Origin of the sequence: Rhodococcus sp. ACT016 (genome assembly GCF_050477185.1) — a bacterium.
Classification (GTDB): Bacteria; Actinomycetota; Actinomycetes; order Mycobacteriales; family Mycobacteriaceae; genus Prescottella.
This window is the reverse complement of sequence record NZ_JBEAET010000001.1, coordinates 4,025,494-4,043,033: the sequence shown is the minus strand read 5'-3', so window position 1 is coordinate 4,043,033 and position 17,540 is coordinate 4,025,494. Positions and strand designations below refer to the sequence as shown.

The 17,540-nt window shown below is 69.0% G+C and carries 19 protein-coding genes; 9 read left to right on the top strand and 10 right to left on the bottom strand.

The features are described 5' to 3' along the window. Nucleotides 1–62: 62 nt before the first annotated feature. A complete protein-coding gene (locus tag ACQ5DX_RS18645) occupies nucleotides 63–407 on the bottom strand; it encodes a DUF4873 domain-containing protein (protein WP_430333972.1) in 345 nt (114 codons plus the stop codon). Between the two features lie 50 nt (nucleotides 408–457). Beyond that, nucleotides 458–1,201, bottom strand: coding sequence for a TetR/AcrR family transcriptional regulator (locus ACQ5DX_RS18640; RefSeq protein WP_430335737.1), 744 nt, complete (start codon nucleotides 1,199–1,201; stop codon nucleotides 458–460). A 235-nt stretch (nucleotides 1,202–1,436) separates the two neighbouring features. Here ACQ5DX_RS18640 and ACQ5DX_RS18635 point away from each other — a divergent pair, with 235 nt between their 5' ends. From ACQ5DX_RS18635 to ACQ5DX_RS18620, 4 genes are all read left to right on the top strand, one after another. Further along, the gene (locus ACQ5DX_RS18635; RefSeq protein WP_430335736.1) at nucleotides 1,437–2,648 is read left to right on the top strand and encodes a DUF445 domain-containing protein; all 1,212 of its coding nucleotides are present in this window, start codon (nucleotides 1,437–1,439) and stop codon (nucleotides 2,646–2,648) included. A 115-nt stretch (nucleotides 2,649–2,763) separates the two neighbouring features. Then, complete coding sequence (locus tag ACQ5DX_RS18630; RefSeq protein WP_430333971.1) at nucleotides 2,764–3,243, top strand: helix-turn-helix domain-containing protein; 480 nt, start codon at nucleotides 2,764–2,766, stop codon at nucleotides 3,241–3,243. After that, a complete protein-coding gene (locus ACQ5DX_RS18625; protein WP_430333970.1) occupies nucleotides 3,240–4,082 on the top strand; it encodes a heparin-binding hemagglutinin in 843 nt (280 codons plus the stop codon). The genes ACQ5DX_RS18630 and ACQ5DX_RS18625 overlap by 4 nt, the downstream gene beginning before the upstream one ends. A 100-nt stretch (nucleotides 4,083–4,182) precedes the next feature. Next, entirely contained in the window at nucleotides 4,183–4,476 is a 294-nt protein-coding gene (locus ACQ5DX_RS18620) for a DUF2516 family protein (protein ID WP_430333969.1), read from the top strand. Nucleotides 4,477–4,523: 47 nt separating this feature from the next. Here the strand turns inward: ACQ5DX_RS18620 and ACQ5DX_RS18615 are convergent, their stop codons facing one another. Next, nucleotides 4,524–5,102, bottom strand: a complete 579-nt coding sequence (locus ACQ5DX_RS18615) for a hypothetical protein (RefSeq protein WP_430333968.1) — start codon at nucleotides 5,100–5,102, stop codon at nucleotides 4,524–4,526. A 310-nt stretch (nucleotides 5,103–5,412) separates the two neighbouring features. Here ACQ5DX_RS18615 and ACQ5DX_RS18610 point away from each other — a divergent pair, with 310 nt between their 5' ends. From ACQ5DX_RS18610 to ACQ5DX_RS18600, 3 genes are all read left to right on the top strand, one after another. Continuing rightward, complete coding sequence (locus ACQ5DX_RS18610) at nucleotides 5,413–6,297, top strand: AurF N-oxygenase family protein (RefSeq protein ID WP_430335735.1); 885 nt, start codon at nucleotides 5,413–5,415, stop codon at nucleotides 6,295–6,297. An 89-nt stretch (nucleotides 6,298–6,386) separates the two neighbouring features. Next, nucleotides 6,387–7,148, top strand: coding sequence for a MerR family transcriptional regulator (locus ACQ5DX_RS18605; RefSeq protein WP_430333967.1), 762 nt, complete (start codon nucleotides 6,387–6,389; stop codon nucleotides 7,146–7,148). Between the two features lie 48 nt (nucleotides 7,149–7,196). Next, a complete protein-coding gene (locus ACQ5DX_RS18600; protein ID WP_430335734.1) occupies nucleotides 7,197–8,186 on the top strand; it encodes an alpha/beta fold hydrolase in 990 nt (329 codons plus the stop codon). A gap of 18 nt (nucleotides 8,187–8,204) precedes the next feature. On the opposite strand, the gene purU is transcribed toward ACQ5DX_RS18600, so the two are convergent. From purU to ACQ5DX_RS18585, 3 genes are all read right to left on the bottom strand, one after another. After that, entirely contained in the window at nucleotides 8,205–9,092 is an 888-nt protein-coding gene (purU, locus tag ACQ5DX_RS18595; RefSeq protein ID WP_430333966.1) for a formyltetrahydrofolate deformylase, read from the bottom strand. A gap of 17 nt (nucleotides 9,093–9,109) precedes the next feature. Beyond that, entirely contained in the window at nucleotides 9,110–9,952 is an 843-nt protein-coding gene (locus tag ACQ5DX_RS18590) for a class I SAM-dependent methyltransferase (protein WP_430333965.1), read from the bottom strand. 119 nt (nucleotides 9,953–10,071) lie between these two features. Further along, nucleotides 10,072–11,703 carry an AMP-binding protein gene (locus ACQ5DX_RS18585; protein ID WP_430333964.1) on the bottom strand — a complete coding sequence of 544 codons (1,632 nt, stop codon included), beginning with the start codon at nucleotides 11,701–11,703 and terminating at the stop codon, nucleotides 10,072–10,074. Nucleotides 11,704–11,806: 103 nt separating this feature from the next. On the opposite strand from ACQ5DX_RS18585, the gene ACQ5DX_RS18580 reads away from it, so the two are divergent. Further along, on the top strand, nucleotides 11,807–12,679 hold the full coding sequence (locus ACQ5DX_RS18580; RefSeq protein WP_430333963.1) for a LuxR C-terminal-related transcriptional regulator: 873 nt from the start codon (nucleotides 11,807–11,809) through the stop codon (nucleotides 12,677–12,679). 66 nt (nucleotides 12,680–12,745) lie between these two features. Here ACQ5DX_RS18580 and ACQ5DX_RS18575 read toward each other — a convergent pair whose 3' ends face one another. From ACQ5DX_RS18575 to ACQ5DX_RS18565, 3 genes are all read right to left on the bottom strand, one after another. Next, nucleotides 12,746–13,507 (bottom strand): SDR family NAD(P)-dependent oxidoreductase, encoded by a 762-nt coding sequence (locus ACQ5DX_RS18575; protein ID WP_430333962.1) that lies wholly within the window; start codon nucleotides 13,505–13,507, stop codon nucleotides 12,746–12,748. 77 nt (nucleotides 13,508–13,584) lie between these two features. After that, nucleotides 13,585–14,766, bottom strand: coding sequence for an acetyl-CoA C-acetyltransferase (locus ACQ5DX_RS18570; protein WP_430333961.1), 1,182 nt, complete (start codon nucleotides 14,764–14,766; stop codon nucleotides 13,585–13,587). A gap of 42 nt (nucleotides 14,767–14,808) precedes the next feature. Next, on the bottom strand, nucleotides 14,809–15,948 hold the full coding sequence (locus ACQ5DX_RS18565) for an acyl-CoA dehydrogenase family protein (RefSeq protein WP_430333960.1): 1,140 nt from the start codon (nucleotides 15,946–15,948) through the stop codon (nucleotides 14,809–14,811). Nucleotides 15,949–16,049: 101 nt separating this feature from the next. On the opposite strand from ACQ5DX_RS18565, the gene ACQ5DX_RS18560 reads away from it, so the two are divergent. Further along, on the top strand, nucleotides 16,050–16,628 hold the full coding sequence (locus ACQ5DX_RS18560) for a TetR/AcrR family transcriptional regulator (RefSeq protein ID WP_430333959.1): 579 nt from the start codon (nucleotides 16,050–16,052) through the stop codon (nucleotides 16,626–16,628). Nucleotides 16,629–16,634: 6 nt separating this feature from the next. Here ACQ5DX_RS18560 and ACQ5DX_RS18555 read toward each other — a convergent pair whose 3' ends face one another. Continuing rightward, nucleotides 16,635–17,510: a TIGR03619 family F420-dependent LLM class oxidoreductase gene (locus tag ACQ5DX_RS18555; protein WP_430333958.1), complete on the bottom strand. Its 876-nt coding sequence runs from the start codon at nucleotides 17,508–17,510 to the stop codon at nucleotides 16,635–16,637. Nucleotides 17,511–17,540 lie beyond the last annotated feature (30 nt).

Below are 17,540 nucleotides of genomic sequence, written 5' to 3'. Positions count from 1 at the left end.
CCGGGGCGGGCAGTGACGACGGACTGCGTGGGTAGGGCTGCGGCGGCGTGCCGCGGGTCACACTAGATGAGCCCGTCGGTGTTCTCCAGATCCTCGTGCATCGGGAACGGTGGCCGGGTCACGCCGTCGACCATGTGGCTGCCCCATAGGTCGGTGCCGCCGACCCGGGCCACGCCGGAGCCCTCGAGTGTCGTGACCGTCAGTTCGGTGCCCGTCGGCACGTCGACACCGCCGAGCGCGTGCGCCAACTCCCGTACCCGTCCGCGCCACACGAAGCGCCCGCTGATCGGCTCGAAGTTGCCGGACAGTTCGACGTCGACGATCACCGGGGGATGCTGCCCGACGGTGACGTGGGCGGGTCCCCGGTAGCCGTCCGGTTCGTCGTGCGGATCGGTGAAGTCGGTCACACCGCCAGGATACCTGTTACGAGCGGTTACACAAGATGTGGTGCGCGGCGTCAGTCTTCCGCGGGCGTCTCGCGCAGCGGATGCGGCACCGACTTGAACCTCGACGGCGAACCGTTGGACGCCGCGATGCCCGAGATGCCGCCCCACGTCATCATCACGAGGTAGTCGATGAGGTCGTCGGTCGACATCGACTGGTTCGAGATCCACCAGTGCGTCGCCAACTGCACCGCGCCCACGACGCCGTACGCCCACGGCACCGACCCACCCGAGTCCATGTCCATACCGCGCAGCCGCTCGCCGAGGACCGTCGCGAGCAGTTCGGCGATCATGCGCTCGGAGTCGGCGACCACGTCGCGGTTGGGCCCCGAGCTGTTCGCCATCACGTACAGGTAGACCTCGGGGTCCGCGGCGACGGTCTCGACGTAGGCCGAGATCGCCACCCGGGTGAGGTCGTACTCGTCGAGATCCTCGCCGATCGCCTCGTACATGCGCGGCGCCAGGATCGTCTCGACATAGCGCATCATCGTCGCGCTCGTCAGGTCGTTCTTGTCGGTGAAGTATCGGTACAGCACCGTCTTGGAGACGCCGATCTCCGACGCGATGTCGTCCATGCCGACGTCGCGGCCGCGCGCCCGGATCGCGGCGATGGTGCCGTCGACGAGCTCCTCGCGGCGCGCGATCTTGTGCTCGCGCCAGCGACGCTTGCGGCCGTCCGGCTTCTCGGCCTTGTCGGTCGTCTCTTCGGGTTCCTGCTGCAGATCTGCGCTTTGCTTCGGCACTGGGGTTCGCCACATCCGTTCGGGGTTGATCCAGAAGGCCAGCTTAATCGGCACATCGGGTTGGGGTGATGTCTATCTCGACGGTCTGATCTCGGATTTCGGCACAATGTCCAATGTGCAGCCCGTGCAGTCCGAACAGTCTCCCGCGCAGCCCGCGCGCCGGTCCCGTCCGCCGTCGCCGAGGCCCGACGGCGCCTCGGCGTTCGCCGGTGTCTTCGACGACGCCACCAAGCGCCGGGAACTGCGGCGGATGAAGGCGGTCGCGACCGGGTTCCTGGTCTTCGCGACCGTCGTGTACCTGTTCTGCCGCTGGCAGGAGGTCCGCGGCGCCGGCGCCTGGGTCGGATACGTGCGCGCCGCGTCGGAGGCCGGCATGGTCGGCGCGCTCGCCGACTGGTTCGCGGTGACCGCGCTGTTCCGGCACCCGCTCGGGATCAAGATCCCGCACACCGCGATCATCAAGCGCAAGAAGGACCAGCTCGGTGAGAGCCTGAGCAACTTCGTGGGCGACAACTTCCTTGCCCCCGAGGTGGTCTCGGCCAAGGTCGAGAACGCGCAGATCCCGCTGCGGGTGGGAACGTGGATGGCCGAGCCGGCGCACGCGCGGCGCGTCGCGGCGGAGACCTCGACCCTGCTGCGGGGCGTCGTCGAGGTCCTCCAGGACGACGACATCACCGCGATCATCGACAACACCATCGTCCGGCGGATCGCCGAGCCGGACTGGGGTCCGCCGATCGGCAAGGTCCTCGCCGAACTGCTGCGCGAGAACCGGCAGCTGCCGCTGCTGGACCTGCTCGCCGAGCGAGCCCACCAGTGGGCGCTGAACAGTCAGGACACGATCGACCGCATCATCAGTCGGGACTCGCCGTCGTGGTCGCCCAAGTTCGTCGACGCGATGCTGGGCGAGAAGATCTACCGCGAGCTGGTCGAGTTCACGTGGAAGGTCCGCTCCAACCCCGAGCACGAGGTACGCCTGGCCGCGAATCGGTTCCTCATCGACTTCGCTGACGACCTCCAGAACGATCCCGCGACCATCGCCAAGGCCGAGGCGATCAAGGCCGAGATCATGGGGCGCGAGGAGATCACCGGGCTCGCCGCCGCGACGTGGCGGGTGGCCAAGCGGCTCATCATGGAATCGGTCGACGACCCGAACAGCACGCTGCGCCGCAAGATCGCCGAGAACGTCGTGAACCTCGGGGTCCGGTTGCGCGACGACGCCGACCTGCGCGCCAAGGTGGACGGCTGGCTGCTGTCGGGCACCCGCTACGTCGCCGAGAACTACACCGACGAGATCACCGCGGTCATCACCGAGACGGTGCAGCGGTGGGACGCCGAGGAGGCGAGCCGCAAGATCGAGCTCCAGGTGGGCCGGGATCTGCAGTTCATCCGCATCAACGGCACCGTCGTCGGCGCCCTTGCGGGCTTGGCGATCTACACGATCTCGGAGCTGCTGTTCGCCTGACGGGCCCGTCCGGAACGCCGGTATCGGTGCCTCCACGTTCACGTGCTAACAAAGTGCTTGCAATTGTTAGCACCCTGTTCTACCGTGGGATTTGCGTACAGGACAGGGAGTACTGATGGTTGACGAGTCCGACGACATGAGCGGCGCGGCGCGCGTTGTCAGCAGCGCCGCTCAGGACATCGGCAGTTTCATTCGTTCGCAGCGGGAAGCGGCGCAGGTGTCATTGCGTCAGCTCGCCCAACTCGCCGGCGTCAGCAACCCCTACCTCAGTCAGATCGAACGCGGGCTGCGTAAGCCGTCCGCCGACGTCCTCGCGCAGATCGCGAAGGGTCTGCGGGTCTCGTCCGAGGTCCTGTACATCCAGGCCGGGATTCTCGAGAAGCGTCCGCACAGCCCGGTCCGGGACGCGCTGCTGGCCGACGGTGCCATCACCGAGCGGCAGAAGCAGGTGCTGCTCGAGATCTACGAGTCGTTCTGTCGTGAGAACGACTCGCAACAGTCCGAAACTGCCGATCAGGCCCAGGGGGATACGGCTGCCTCGGACGAGGAAGAACACGAGATCGCAGATCCACTCGACAGGGAGATCCGAGAATGACTGATCCGAAGTTCATCGAGAACGTGAAGACCCCGTTCTACGCGGCGGTGGGCACCGGTGACCTGGTGGTCCAAGCCGTCGCCGACGTCGTGTCGCAGGTACGCGCACGCACCGAGAATGCCGACACCGAGATGTCCGGCCGCCTCGAGGAGGCCCGCGAGCGGTGGGCCAACCTGCCCAACGAGGTGTCGGAGGGCGTCGAGCAGCTTCGCGAGCGTTTCGCTGCGCTGCCGTCCGAGCTGCCTGAGGAGCTCGCCGAGCTGCGCGAGCGGTTCAGCGCCGAGGAGCTGCGCAAGGTCGCCGAGGCCTACCTCAAGGTCGCGTCCGACCTGTACATCGCGCTCGCCGAGCGTGGCGAGGAGGCCGTCGAGCGCATCCGCCGGCAGCCGGCCGTCGAGGAGCAGATCGGGCGGGCCGAGGCCGCGTTCGGCGACGCCGTGGAACTGACCGAAGAGGCGCTCGGCACCGTCGCGCGTCAGACCCGCGCCGTCGGTGAGCAGGCCGCGAAGCTCGCGGGCCGCGCCGCCGGACGCATCAGCGACGTCGCCGACGAGGCCGCCGTCGTGCTGTCGGAGACGGGTGACTCGGTTGCCAGCCGTCTGTCCGAGACGGGCGACTCCGTCGCCAACCGAGTCGAGGCCGCGGGTGAGCGCGCCGAGACGACGTCCGCTGCCGCAGCCGAGCGTGTCGAGGCCGCGGCTCCCAAGGCTGCCCCGGCGCCGAAGCCGGCCGCCAAGGCGCCCGCGAAGAAGGCCGCTCCCGCCAAGACCACCCCGGCTGCGGCGGCCAAGAAGGCCCCCGCCGCCAAGAAGGCCCCGGCGAAGAAGGCCACCAGCTGATCGGTAACTGATCGCACGCACCACCATCGGGGATCGGCCCCCGCGCAATCCGTTGCGCGGGGGCCTGCGCGCATCCCTATCCGATTCGTAGGATGGAAACGTGTTCAATCCTCACGGCATCACCGGCCTGATCCTGCTCGCACTGCAGCTGCTTGCACTAGCCGCGGCGGTGTTCGCGATCTTCCATGCGGTGCGCCAGCGCAAGGATGCGTTCACGGCCGTGGACAAGCTGACCAAGCCGATCTGGCTGGGCATCCTCGCCGCGTCGCTCCTGGTGATCTTCCTGTTCGGCGCCGTCCACATGCTCGGGCTCATCGCCGTGGTCGCGGTCTGCGTGTACCTGGTCGACGTCCGTCCACGCGTCGACGACGTCCAGCGCGGCCCGCGCTGGTAACTCCGGCGAGACCCGTCGGGACTCGCCTTCCCGGAAACGAAGCGACCCTACGACCGGTTGTCGAGGTCGCAGTAGAGGGTGTCGGACCAGTAGCCCAGGCCGAGTTCGCGGATGGGTGCCTCGAGACTCTCCTGTGAGGGCTTGAATACCCGCTGCCAGAAATTCGGCTTCGTGGGCGCGAGGCGGGCCAGCGTGGCATCGATCTCGGTGTCCAACTCGCTCAACGCCTGGATCTCTCGCGTGTACTGCTCGCCGACGGGCGCGTCGTCCATCGCGAAGATCTCGGCGCACTCGAGAACGAAATGGCCGTCGGGCTCGGTGTGGGCTCGGAGGAATGCGATCGCGTCGTCGGCCCACGAGCCGAGGGCCGGGTGATCTATGCGGGCCAGGAACTGCTCGAGCCGGATGATTCCCGGGCCGCATCGTCCGGTGATCGCAGTCGGATCGGGACCGTCGTTCCAGATGAGCGACCGGCACGGACGCGGGTCCGCCGAAACCAGAATGCGGAAGACCAGCGGAATCGCGTACGGCCACTCCGAGATGCCCGAGACGCGGTCGGCGGGAGTGCGCGCCGTATCGGTGTCCGGGGCGAAGGAAGTGGTGTACAGGTAGCTGCGATTGGCCACGTTCGTCTCCTGTCGATCGGCTCCGGCGCCTCGGGGCGCCGTCTCGGGACCGACACTGCCAGCCGGCCCCGACGACGAGCCGACACGTGTGGCGTGACTAGCGGTTACAGATAAACCTTGACAACGGACATTGTGACGATGTTATCGTCGATTCGGGCCTGGAAGAGGTCCGATCCGACCTGGCCTACCGGGCCATGACCTGCGTGAACGCGTCCTGTGCGCGCGCCCGGCCGAGCAGGAGTTGACGATGTCGATCATCCATCCGAACACGCATCGCGGTGAGGCTGTCGAGCCTCGCTCCTCCCGGCACATGCGCGTGGGGGACCGGCAGGACACCGCGGCCCGTCTGCTCGCCTCGGCCGCCCGCAAGTCGTACGACCCGCTGGTCGAGGTCGACTGGGAGGCGCCGATTCCCGACGATCTGTACGGCATGACACCCGAGTGGTGCAGCCTGTACGGCACCGAGTTGTGGGAGCGGATGACCGACGAGCAGCGGATCACCCTCACCAAGCACGAGGCCGCGAGCGTCGCCGGCACCGGCATCTGGTTCGAGATGATCCTGATGCAGATGCTTCTGCGCGACATCTACACGCACGACCCGTCGACACCACACGTGCAGTTCGCGCTCAACGAGATCGCCGACGAGTGCCGGCACTCGACGATGTTCGCGCGTTCGGCGCAGCGCTTCGGGATTCCGTCGTACCGGCCCAAGAGGTGGATCCTGCAGGCGGCTCGTCTGTTCAAGACCACCGCGTCGGGTTCGCTCGCGTACGGCGGCACGCTGTTCGCCGAGGAGATCCTCGACATGATGCAGCGCGACTTCATGAAGGACGAGCGCGTCCAGCCGATCACCCGCACGGTCAGCAAGATCCACGTCCTCGAGGAGGCGCGCCACATCAAGTTCGCGCGCGAGGAGACGGTGCGTCGCGTCCGGAACCTGTCGCGCCGCAAGCTCGCCTACCAGCGGCTCGTCCTCGGTGCGTCCGCGTACTTCATCGTCACGTGCCTGGTGAACGAGCAGGTCTACGCAGCCGCGGGCCTCGACGTCGAGGAGGCCAAGCAGGCCGCGAAGACCAACGAGCACTATCACGCGATGATCCGCGAGGGCTCCCGCAAGACGATCGAGTTCCTCGACGAGTGCGGCCTGATCGGCGGCCCGTCGAAGCTGCTGCTGCGCCGCGCGCACATCATCTAGTGCCCGCCCTCGCAGCGATAGAATTTCCCACGCCGTCGACCGCGCCGGAACCGCCGATGTCGTCGCGGTTCCAGTGGGGAAGGCGGAACATGAACGAGTACCGCATCGACGACCTCGCACGCGAGGCCGGCGTCAGTGTGCGGAATGTGCGGGTCTACCAGGATCGGGGACTGCTTCCCCCGCCGCGCAGGGAGGGGCGGGCAGGTTGGTACAACGAGTCGCATCTCGCGCGGCTCAACCTGATCAGCCGGATGCTCGATCGCGGCTACACCTTCGCCACGATCAGTGAACTGCTCACCGCGGCCCAGTACGGCCTGCACGTGCGCGACGTCCTCGAGACCGACGACCCCGGCGGGCGCTGGAAGAAGTACCGGCGGGCCGCGAAGCTCACGCTGTCGGAGCTGCGCCGGATGTTCGGCGACCAGACCACCGAGGCCGACATCGCCCTCGGCACCCGACTTGGGGTCCTCGCGAAGGCCGGTGCCGAGTACTCGGTCGCCAATCCGCGGCTCATGGAGGCCGCACAGGTGCTCGTCGACGCGGGGATCCCGCTGTCCGACATCCTCGAACAGACCGAGGCGGTGCGCCGCGATCTCGGGGACGTCGCCGCCCGGTTCGTCGAACTCGTCTCCGACCGCTACCTCGCCCCCGAGGGCGGGACCCTCGACCTCGACGAGGCGAAGGTGTCGGAGGTGGCGGCCCTGGTGAACCAGGTGCGTCCGCTCGCGCACGACGCGGTGCACGCCCTGTTCTCGGAGGCCATGGAGGAACAGATCTCGAAGGCGCTCGCGAAGGCCGCGAGTCAACTCGAACCGGTTGCGCCCGAGGGGAACTCGTCGCGCGCCGGCTAGGAACAGGGGAGTGGAGTGAGCGAACGGAAGTCCCGCAAGGGGCTGTGGATGTTGATCGGTGTCGCCGGCGCGGTGGGTGCTGCCGCGGTCGTGTCGCGGCGGCGGGCGTCGACGTCCGAGACGGTGCCGTATCAGGATCAGGCCGCGTTGTTCGCGGCCCCGCGACTCGAGCCGGAAATCATCCCGGTCGTCTCCGCCGACGGCGCCGAACTGCACGTGCGGGCCTACGGTTCGCCCGACGCCGACCCGATCGTGCTCAGCCACGGGTGGACGTGTTCGGCCGACTTCTGGAATCCGCAGGTCAACGCTCTCGCCGAGAAGTACCGCGTCATCACCTACGACCAGCGCGGCCACGGCCGCAGCGGGATCGGGTCCACCCCGCTGTCACCCGACGTCCTCGCCGACGACCTGGCCGCCGTCGTCGGCGCGACCGTGCGCGACGGACGCAAGGCGGAGATCGTCGGACACAGCATGGGCGGGATGAGCGTGGTCGCGTGGGCCCGCAAGTATCCCGAGCAGGTCGACCGCTACGCCCACTCGGTGCTGCTGGCGAGCACCGGCACCGACAGCCTCGTCGCCGAGACGACGGTCGTCCCACTGCCGCAGCGCTTTCCGCGACTTCCGGTGCCGGTGGGGCGCGCGGTCCTGGGCTCGGCGATGCCGATGCCCGCGTCCCGGGTGACCACCCGTGCGATCAAGTACATCGCGATGGCGCCCGGTTCGACGCCCGCCGAGGTCGACTTCTGCGGTCGCATCGTCAGCGAGTGCCACCCGCGCACCCGTGGCGGCTGGGGCGCGGCGCTGAGCACCCTCGACATCACCGACGGGCTGAAGAACCTGCGGGTGCCGACCACCGTGATGGTCGGCACCGCGGACCGGCTCACCCCGCCGTCGCACGCGCGCCGGCTCGCGCAGTTGCTCGACGACGCCGACAACCTCGAGCGTCTGATCGTGCTCCGCGACATCGGCCACATGACGTCGGTCGAGGCCGTCGCCGACTTCAACGCCGAGGTCGAACGACTGCGCCGCCTGAACTGACCGGTAGGGGCTCCGAGCTCAGCTGAACACGACGGTCTTGCGGCCGTGCACCTGGACACGGTCCTCCAGGTGCCACCGCAGGCCGCGTGCCAGCACCAGCTTCTCGATGTCCCGGCCCTGCCGGACCATGTCGGCGACCTCGTCGGTGTGGTCGACCCGTATGACGTCCTGCTCGATGATCGGGCCGGCGTCGAGCTCGGCGGTCACGTAGTGGCAGGTCGCGCCGATCAGCTTCACGCCGCGGGCGAATGCCTGGTGGTACGGGCGGGCGCCGATGAACGACGGCAGGAAGCTGTGGTGGATGTTGATGGCGCGTCCGGCCCAGTGCTCGCACAGCTCGGGCGGCAGCACCTGCATGAAGCGGGCCAGCACCACCGCGTGCGGGTCGTGCGCGTCGACGAGCTTGCGGACCTGCTCGAACGCCGGGCCGCGCTCGGCCGGATCCTTCGGGAACGACACGTAGTGGAAGTCGACGCCGTGCCGCTTCGTCACGCGTTCGAGGTCCGGATGGTTGCCGATGACCGCGGCCACCTCGCACTGCAGCTCGCCGGCCGAGACGCGGCCGAGGATGTCGTGCAGGCAGTGGCCCTCCTTGCTGACCAACAGCACGACACGCTTGCGTTCGCCGGTGTCGGTGAGCGTCCACTCGGTCTCGGGGCCGAGTTCGGCGGCGACGGCCGCGAACTTCTCGCGCATCTCCTCGAGGCTCAGGCTGATCGACGACGCGCGGACCGCCTGCCGGGTGAAGAACCAGCCCGTGTCGGCGTCGGCGTGGTAGGCGGCCTCGACGATCCATCCGCCGATCTCGGCGAGGAATGCGGAGATGCGGGCCACGATGCCGGTGCGGTCGGGGCAACCCAGAGACAGGACGTAACGACGGTCGTCTTTCGAGGCAGCGGAACTCATGGTCCCAGTCTCTCAGGTCACGGAATCCCGATGACCCTCGCCGTGCCGACGAGTGTCGTCGCGTCGACGGTGTGCATCCCGCGGTCGGTGATCAGGCCCACGAAATCGGTCCGGACCTGCTCGATGACGTCCGGCGGCAACCCCGACAGCGTCCCGCGCAACCCGCTGCCCAGCACGAAGTTCCAGCAGAACTCCTCCGTGGCCGGGATCAGATTCGGCAGCTCGCGCACCTCCACCGCCTCGGTTCCGGCCGCGGCGAGCCACGCGCCCAGCTTGACGGGGGTATCGATGCGCTGGGCGGGTTCCATCCGCGCGGCGCGATCGGGCAGCGGCTCCGGCAGATGCGGGCCGAGCGCGTCGAAGTACGTCGTGGCGTACTCGCGCAGCGCGCTCTCGCGCCACGCCGTGACCCCGACCGTGCCGCCCGGACGCACCAGTCGCAGCAGGCGCGCGAACGCGTCGTCCATCTCGGGCAGGAAGAACACCGCGTACGAGCTGAGTAGCGCGTCGTAGCCGGAGTCGGGCACCGTGCTGGGCGCCTCCCATGTCGTGGCGTCGGCGCACACGAACTCGATGTTCAGCAGCGCCCGGTCCGACGCCTTCACCCGACCGCGTTCGAGCATCGCGTCGGACAGGTCGATCGCGTGCACCAGACCGGTCGGACCGACCGCGGCCGCGGCGGGCAGCGCCGACGCGCCCGTCCCGCTGCCGACGTCGAGCACGGCGTCCCCCGGACGCAGCCCCGCCTGGAACGCCAGGCACTGCCCGGCCGGGCCCCACACGTCGGTGAATACCCGGTCGAAGTCGGCGGCCGCCGCGTCGAACGTCGCGGCGATCTCCTCGGCGCTGCGCTCGGCCATGCGACCGATGGTAGTGAGCCGGGCGGTGTCGCGAGCCCTGAAGCGCGGAACGCCCATTCCTCGATCCGATCCGCGGGGTTCCGCGAAGATCGGCGAGGAATGGGCGCTCAGGCCGAAGGTCAGTGACCCTGGCGCAGGATGTAGCGCTGAACCTTGCCGCTGGGGGTCTTGGGCAGGTGCGGGACGAAGTGCACGGTGCGCGGGTAGGCGTGCGCCGCGAACTTCCGCTTCACCAGCTGCTGCAGTTCCTTCTCGAGCTCGTCGGTGCCCTCGACACCCGACCGCAGCACCACGAACGCCTCGAGCACTTCACCGCGCAACTGGTCCGGCATACCGACGACGGCGGCCTCGACCACGTCGTCGTGCATCACCAGCACGCTCTCGACGTCGAACGGGCCGATGCGGTATCCGGCCATGATGATCACGTCGTCGTCGCGGGACGAGAAGAAGAACCGGCCCTGCTCGTCCACCTGTCCGGCGTCGCCGGTGACGTACCAGCGCCCGTCGGGCGTGAATCGCGCGGCGGTCTTCTCGGGGGCGTCGCTGTAGCCGGTGAACCACATGAGCGGGCTGTTGTGTGTGTCGATCGCGACGCGGCCCGGGGTCTTCGGGGGCGCGATCTCGTCGGAGTCGTCCGCGAGCACGGCGCAGCTCCAGCCGGGCAGCGGCCGGCCCATCGACCCGGCGACGACGTCCTCACGCAGCCCGTCGGCCCACGCGTTGATGATGAACATGCCGTGCTCGGTCTGCCCGTACTGGTCGCGGACGGTCACGCCCAGCTCGGCCTCGGACCAGGCGATGACGTCGGGGGTGAGCGGTTCACCGGCCGACGATGCCCGCCGCAGCTTCACGGACTCCGGGACGGGCGTCTCGTCGGCGCGCAGGCTGCGGTACACGGTGGGTGCGGCCGCGAAGTTGGTGACACCGAAATGCTCCATCACCCGCCAGGTCAGGGCCGCGGAGAACCCGGCGTGCAGCAGGATGCTGCGAATGCCCGACGCCATGGGGCCCAGCAGCGCGTAGTACAGCCCGTACGCCCACCCCGGGTCGGCCGCGTTCCAGAACACGTCGTCCTCGCGCACGTCGAGGCCCCACTCGATGTACGACCGGAACGCCGCGAGCGCGCGGATCGGCACCGGAACCCCCTTGGGCGTGCCGGTGGTGCCGCTGGTGAACAGACGAACCATCGGCGCGTCGCCGCCCAACGCCACCGCGGCGCCGCGCGGGTCGTCGGCGGAATGCCGGGCGACGAGATCAGCGAAACGCAGGACGCCGTCACCGGCGTCTCCGCTGCCCGCGACGACGACGCGCCACGCCGGGTCGGCGGGCATGTCGTCGCCGGGTGCGAGCTTGTCGAGCTGATTGGCGTCGGCGATCACGACTTTCGCGCCGCTGGCCTCGAGCCGGAACGCGATCGCCGGTGCCGCGAACGCCGTGAACAGCGGGACGTGGACGGCACCGCGGCGCCACACTCCCAGGAGCGCGACGACGAGGTCGGCGGACTTGCCCATCAGGGTTCCGACACAGTCGCCGGGCTCGACCCCGAGATCGGCGAGGGCCGCCGCGAACCGGGTGGACTGCTCACGCAACCAGCCGTAGGTGAGATCGGTCGACGACAGGTCGGCCTCGACGACGGTGAACGCCACCGCATCGGCCGGATGCCGATCGCACAGCAGCTCCGCGGCGCACGCGTCCGGGGTGTCGTACTGCGCCAAGAGTTCGCGCACACGGGTCGTGGTGTCGACGGTCATCGTCACTCCTCGTCGTCGGGGCCCACTTCACCGTCGGGCCGTCGTTCGACCTATGCTCCAAGTCACAGCCTCGAACCACTACCCCCGGAAAGGGGTGCTGAGGATGCCGATCGACACCACGGCCCTGCTCCGTCCGCGCGACCGCGACGCATTGCGTACCGAGCTTCGAAAGATCGCCGCCACCGGCATCGTTCCCGTCGTCTTCGGTGGCGAGGTTCTGGAGCGCACCCTCCATCTGCACGAATTCGTGGGCAACCTCACGAACGGACTGCGCGGTCTCGCGGTCCGCGAGAGCTCGGGGCTGGGTGGACGGGTGGTCGAGCGGAAGAACCCGATCGTGGTCAACGACTACCGACTCGACCACACGATCACGCATCATTACGACGGACCGGTCCTCGCCGAAGGAATTCGGTCGGTGCTCGCGGTCCCGGTAGTCGTGCAGGGCCGCTCACGTGCGGTGATGTATGCGGCGGTCCGGGATCGTTCCCCGCTCGGTGACCGGCTGGCCGATGTGATGACGCGCGCCGGTCGCCGGCTCGCCGGTGAGATCGCAATTCGGGACGAGGTGGACCGCCGCGTTCAGCTGCTCGACGCCGCGACGGCGGAGCACACCGCGCACCCCGGGGCGGATGCCGAGGAGATCCGCGACGTGCATGCCGAGCTGCGCAGCATCGCGCAGACGGTGCACGACCCCGAACTCCAGGAGCGGCTGCGGGCACTGTCGGGCCGGCTGGCGGCCGTCGCGTCCCCCGCGGCTGCGACTACGCCCGCACCGCCTGCTGTCACGCTGTCGCCCCGCGAGGTCGACGTCCTCAGTCACGCTGCGCTGGGATGCACCAATGCCGATATCGCCGAACGGCTTTCGGTCAAGCCGGAAACGGTCAAGAGCTACCTGCGCAGCGCGATGAGCAAGCTCGACGCGCATTCGCGCCGCGAGGCGGTGGTCTCCGCGCGAAGGCTCGGGCTGCTGCCGTGAGACAGCGAACGGCGATCCGGCGGGAGCTCCCGCCGGATCGCCGTAGTCGCCGTGTGACCGGTCGTATTACTTCGGCGCCATGCGGATGGCACCGTCGAGGCGGATCGTCTCTCCGTTGAGCATGGCGTTGTCGATGATGTGGGTGGCCAGCGCGGCGTACTCGGTGGCCTTCCCGAGGCGGGACGGGTGCGGAACCTGCTGGCCCAGCGATCGCTGCGCCTCCTCGGGGAGCCCCGCCATCATCGGCGTCTCGAAGATTCCGGGCGCAATGGTGACGACGCGAATGAGGTGGCGGGCGAGCTCGCGGGCGACCGGGAGGGTCAGCGCCGCGACGCCACCCTTGGACGCCGCGTAGGCGGCCTGACCGATCTGTCCGTCGAATGCGGCGACCGACGCCGTGTCGACGATGACACCGCGCTCGCCGTCGATCGGCTCGGTCGCGGCGATCTTCTCCGCGGCGAGACGGATGACGTTGAAGGTGCCGACGAGGTTGATCCGGACGACCCGCTCGAAGTCCTCGAGCGGGAGCACACCGCCTCGTCCGAGGACCTTGCCGGGGGTGGCGACGCCTGCACAGTTGACGGCGACGCGCAGGTCACCGAGTCCGGCGGCGAAGTCGACAGCCGCGGCAACGTCGTCGGCGGAGGTGACGTCGGCGGCGAAGAAGTGCGCACCGTCGCCGATCGCCGCCGCGGCGTCGTGGCCGGCAGAGCTGGGCAGGTCGATCAGCACCACCTGGGCGCCGCGCTCGTGGAGGGCGCGGGCGGTGGCGTTGCCGAGACCGGATGCACCGCCGGTGACAAGTGCGACGGCTCCGTCGATGTTCATCGAAATTCTCCTCTGGGTGGGGCAGACACGGGTCTGGTCGGTGACCCGAGATGTGGGGCTGTGTGAACCGGGGCCGGTCAGGGCACGTGCAGGATCAGGGCGTCGCCCTGGCCGCCGCCGCCGCAGAGCGCGACGGCGCCGGTTCCCCCGCCGCGTCGGCCCAGTTCGAGCGCGAGATGCAGGGTGATCCGTGCGCCCGACATGCCGATCGGATGGCCGAGCGCGATGGCGCCGCCGTTCACGTTCACCCGATCGGTGTCGATTCCGAGGGCCCGGGTGGACGCGACGCCGACGGCGGCGAACGCCTCGTTTATCTCGACCAGGTCCAACTCGGTCGGCGCAATTCCGCGCGCCGCGCACGCGGCGGCGATCGCCTCCGACGGCTGGAACTGCAGGCCGGAGTCGGGGCCGGCGACGATGCCGTGCTCGCCGATCTCCGCGATCCACGAGAGTCCCTCGGCCTCGGCGCGGTCCTTGCTCATCACGACCAGCGCGCAGGCGCCGTCGTTGATCGTCGACGCGTTGCCCGCGGTGACGGTGCCGCCGTCGCGGAATGCTCCGCGCAGGCGGGCCAACGTCTCGACCGTGGTGTCGGGCCGGATTCCCTCGTCGCGGTGCAGCCAGGTCGACGGGCCCTTGCGGGCCGGGATCTCGACCGGGATCACCTCGTCGTCGAAGACACCGTTGTCCCAGGCCTTGGCGGCCAGTTGGTGTGAGCGGGCGGCGAACTCGTCCTGGTCCTCCCGGGCGATGACGTCCCGGTCGTTGCCGATCTCGGTCAGCAGACCCATCGGCTGATCGGTGAACGCGTCGTGGAGACCGTCGAAGGCCATGTGGTCGACGAGGGTGACGTCCCCGTACTTGAACCCGCTGCGGGAGCCGGGGAGCAGATGCGGAGCCTGGCTCATCGATTCCATGCCGCCGGCGACGACGACCTCGAAGGCGCCGGAACGGATGAACTGATCGGCCAGGATGATCGATTCGACGCCGGACAGGCACACCTTGTTGATGTTCAAGGCGGGCGTGGACATCGGGATTCCCGCCTTGGCCGCGGCCTGGCGCGCCGGCATCTGTCCGGTCCCGGCGGTCAAGACCTGTCCCATGATGACGTACTGGACGTCGTCGGCGGCGACGCCGGCCTTGTCGAGGGCGCCGCCGATGGCGAGAGCGCCGAGGTCGGCGGCGGTGAAGCCCGCGAGGGCGCCCTGCAGGCGGCCGATCGGGGTGCGTGCGCCTGCGACGATCACGGAAGTGGGCATGAAAATGTGGTCCTTCTCGAGGCGTTGTCGGTGGTCCGCAGCTCAGCCGGCGAGGTGCCGGCTGATGACGAGGCGCTGAATCTGGTTGGTGCCCTCGAAGATCTGGGTGATCTTGGCTTCGCGCATGTACCGCTCGACGCGGAAGTCGCGGGTGTAGCCGTAGCCGCCGAGGACCTGGACGGCGTCGGTGGTGACCTTCATCGCGGCGTCGGTTGCGACGAGCTTGGCGACCGACGCGTTGCGCGAGTACGGCAGGCCCGCGTCGCGCCGGCGGGCGGCATCGAGGTAGGTGGCGCGGGCCGAGTCGACCGCGGCGGCCATGTCGGCGAGCAGGAACCCGAGGCCCTGATGGTCGATGATCTTGCGCCCGAACGCCGTTCGTTCCTTCGCGTAGGCGACGGCCTCGTCGAGCGCGGCCTGCGCGATGCCGGTGGCGACGGCCGCGATGCCGAGGCGTCCGGAGTCGAGCGCGCTGAACGCGATCTGCAGGCCCTGGCCCTCGTCGCCGATGCGGCGTTCCGCGGGCAGGAAGGCGCCGTCGTAGTGGGCCGAGGTGGTGGGGACGGCGTGCAGGCCCATCTTCTCCTCGGGCTTGCCGAAGCTGAGTCCCTCGGTGTCCTTGGGCACCAGGAAGCAGGAGATGCCCTTCGAGCCCTCGCCGGTGCGGGCGAAGAGGTTGTAGAAGTCGGCGACGCCGCCGTGCGTGATCCACGCCTTCGCGCCGGTGATCCGGTAGCCGCCCTCGGTGGCGGTGGCCTTGCACGCCAGCGCGGCAGCGTCGGATCCGGCCTGCGGCTCGGACAGGCTGTAGGCGCCGATCGTGTTGCCGCCGAGCATGTCCGGGAGCCACTTCTGCTTCTGCTCGTCGGTGCCGAACGCCATCAGCGGATGGCAGGCCAGGCTGTGGACGCTGACGGCGACGGCGACCGCGGCCCACCGGGCGGCGATCTCCTCGAGCACCTGCAGGTACACCTCGTACGGCTGTCCGCCGCCGCCCCACTCCTCCGGGTACGGCAGGCTCAGCAGCCCGGCCTCCCCGAGCGTGGCGAACACGCCCTCGGGGTAGGTCTCCGTCTTCTCGTGCTCGTCGACGATCGGCGCGAGGACCTTGTCGGCGATGTCATGGGTGAGCTGGATGAGGTCCTGCGCCTCGTCGGTGGGCAGGAGTCGGTCGACGGCCACAGGGTTCTCCTCAGGGCGATACGGAGGGCAGTACTGGATTGCGCCTCACGGTACTGACCGCCCGACGGTACTGCAAGCCGTCCCTCAGTATCATTGCTCGTATGGAGACCCGTTCGTCCTTCGCGACCACCCGCCGCACCGAACTGTTCGACGCACTCGTCGACCTGTTCGTCGCCGAAGGCTTCGCACACCTGACCCTGGACACGATCGCCGCCCGGCTCAAGTGCTCCAAGTCCACCCTCTACACCCTGGCGGGCAGCAAGGAACAGCTGGTCACGGCGGCGACCGTGCACTTCTTCAAGCGTGCGACCGAACGGGTCGAGACCACGGTCGCCGACATCGCCGGTCCGCGCGAACGTATCGCCGCGTACCTGACCGCCGTCGGCGAGGCCCTCGCGGTCACGTCGGACGCGTTCATGGCCGACCTGGACGCCTTCGCCCCGGCCCGGGAGGTGTACGAACGCAACACCCGTATCGCCGCCCGCCGCGTCCAGGAACTGATCACCGACGGCGTCGCGACCGGCGACTTCCGCGAGGTGCACGCCGCGTTCGCCGCCGACCTCGTCGCGACCATGATGGTGCGTATTCAGCAGGGCGGCGTGCGCGCCGCCACCGGACTCGACGACGCGCACGCCTACCGCGAACTCGCTTCCATCCTCACGGCAGGCGTCAGCGCCTGACCTGGATCAAGACGTCCGGGTGATGACCGATTCGGCGTACCCCTCGAGCTTCGCGATCTTCTCCTCCAGCGACTCCAGGTCCGGCCCCTCGGCGTACGAGTTGCGGAACCCGACGACCACATCGGTGACGCCCTTGTCCTCGAGCCGCCGGATTCCGTCCGGCGTGTAGGCGTCCAGCGAGATCACGTGGATCTCGAACGGGCGATCGGCGGTTCCCGCTTCCTCCCGGTACTTCTGCAGCAGGCCGAGCAGGCGGTCCAGTTCCTCGGGATCGCCGCCGGCATGCATCCAGCCGTCTCCGCGCACCGCTGCGCGACGCAGTGCAGCGTCGCTGTGGCCGCCGATGAGAATGGGGATCGGCTCGGTCGGAACGGGGTTGATCTTGATCGACGGAACGTCGTAGAACTCGCCGTGGTACTCGAAGTAGCCGCCCCGGGTGAGGCCGCGCACGACGTCGATCGCTTCGTCCATGCGCTTGCCGCGCTTGGCGAAAGGCACGCCCATCACCTCGAAGTCCTCACGCCACGGGCTGACGCCGACGCCGAGTCCGAGTCGGTTGTTCGTCATGTGCGCGATCGTCGCCGCCTGCTTGGCGACCAGTACCGGCGGCCGCACCGGAAGCTTGAGCACGAACGGGGTGAAACGCAGCGTGGTCGTCACCGCGCCCATCGCCGCGGTGAGGATCAACGCCTCCGGGAACGCCTTGTCCTCGAGGAACTCTCGACTGCCGTCGGCGTTGTACGGGTAGACCGAATCGGATTCCTCCGGATAGCAGATGCTGTCGGCGACCGTCATGCTGTGGAAGCCGGCCATCTCCGCGGCGCAGGCCAGCGGGAGATAGTAGTCGGGGTTCGTCATCGCCTCGGCGTAGGTGAATCGCATCGATCTGCTCCTGTCGGTCGGTGAACATCG

Bases quoted from the DNA above. Each gene is read 5' to 3' on its own strand.
- ACQ5DX_RS18570 (WP_430333961.1), bottom strand. From the start codon at position 14,766: ATGCCCACTTCCGTGATCGTCGCAGGCGCACGCACCCCGATCGGCCGC.
- ACQ5DX_RS18630 (WP_430333971.1), top strand. From the start codon at position 2,764: ATGGTTGACGAGTCCGACGACATGAGCGGCGCGGCGCGCGTTGTCAGC.
- ACQ5DX_RS18600 (WP_430335734.1), top strand. From the start codon at position 7,197: ATGTTGATCGGTGTCGCCGGCGCGGTGGGTGCTGCCGCGGTCGTGTCG.
- ACQ5DX_RS18640 (WP_430335737.1), bottom strand. From the start codon at position 1,201: ATGTGGCGAACCCCAGTGCCGAAGCAAAGCGCAGATCTGCAGCAGGAA.
- ACQ5DX_RS18635 (WP_430335736.1), top strand. From the start codon at position 1,437: ATGAAGGCGGTCGCGACCGGGTTCCTGGTCTTCGCGACCGTCGTGTAC.
- ACQ5DX_RS18575 (WP_430333962.1), bottom strand. From the start codon at position 13,507: ATGAACATCGACGGAGCCGTCGCACTTGTCACCGGCGGTGCATCCGGT.
- ACQ5DX_RS18585 (WP_430333964.1), bottom strand. From the start codon at position 11,703: ATGACCGTCGACACCACGACCCGTGTGCGCGAACTCTTGGCGCAGTAC.
- purU (WP_430333966.1), bottom strand. From the start codon at position 9,092: ATGAGTTCCGCTGCCTCGAAAGACGACCGTCGTTACGTCCTGTCTCTG.
- ACQ5DX_RS18625 (WP_430333970.1), top strand. From the start codon at position 3,240: ATGACTGATCCGAAGTTCATCGAGAACGTGAAGACCCCGTTCTACGCG.
- ACQ5DX_RS18555 (WP_430333958.1), bottom strand. From the start codon at position 17,510: ATGCGATTCACCTACGCCGAGGCGATGACGAACCCCGACTACTATCTC.
- ACQ5DX_RS18580 (WP_430333963.1), top strand. From the start codon at position 11,807: ATGCCGATCGACACCACGGCCCTGCTCCGTCCGCGCGACCGCGACGCA.
- ACQ5DX_RS18590 (WP_430333965.1), bottom strand. From the start codon at position 9,952: ATGGCCGAGCGCAGCGCCGAGGAGATCGCCGCGACGTTCGACGCGGCG.
- ACQ5DX_RS18610 (WP_430335735.1), top strand. From the start codon at position 5,413: ATGCGCGTGGGGGACCGGCAGGACACCGCGGCCCGTCTGCTCGCCTCG.
- ACQ5DX_RS18560 (WP_430333959.1), top strand. From the start codon at position 16,050: ATGGAGACCCGTTCGTCCTTCGCGACCACCCGCCGCACCGAACTGTTC.
- ACQ5DX_RS18605 (WP_430333967.1), top strand. From the start codon at position 6,387: ATGAACGAGTACCGCATCGACGACCTCGCACGCGAGGCCGGCGTCAGT.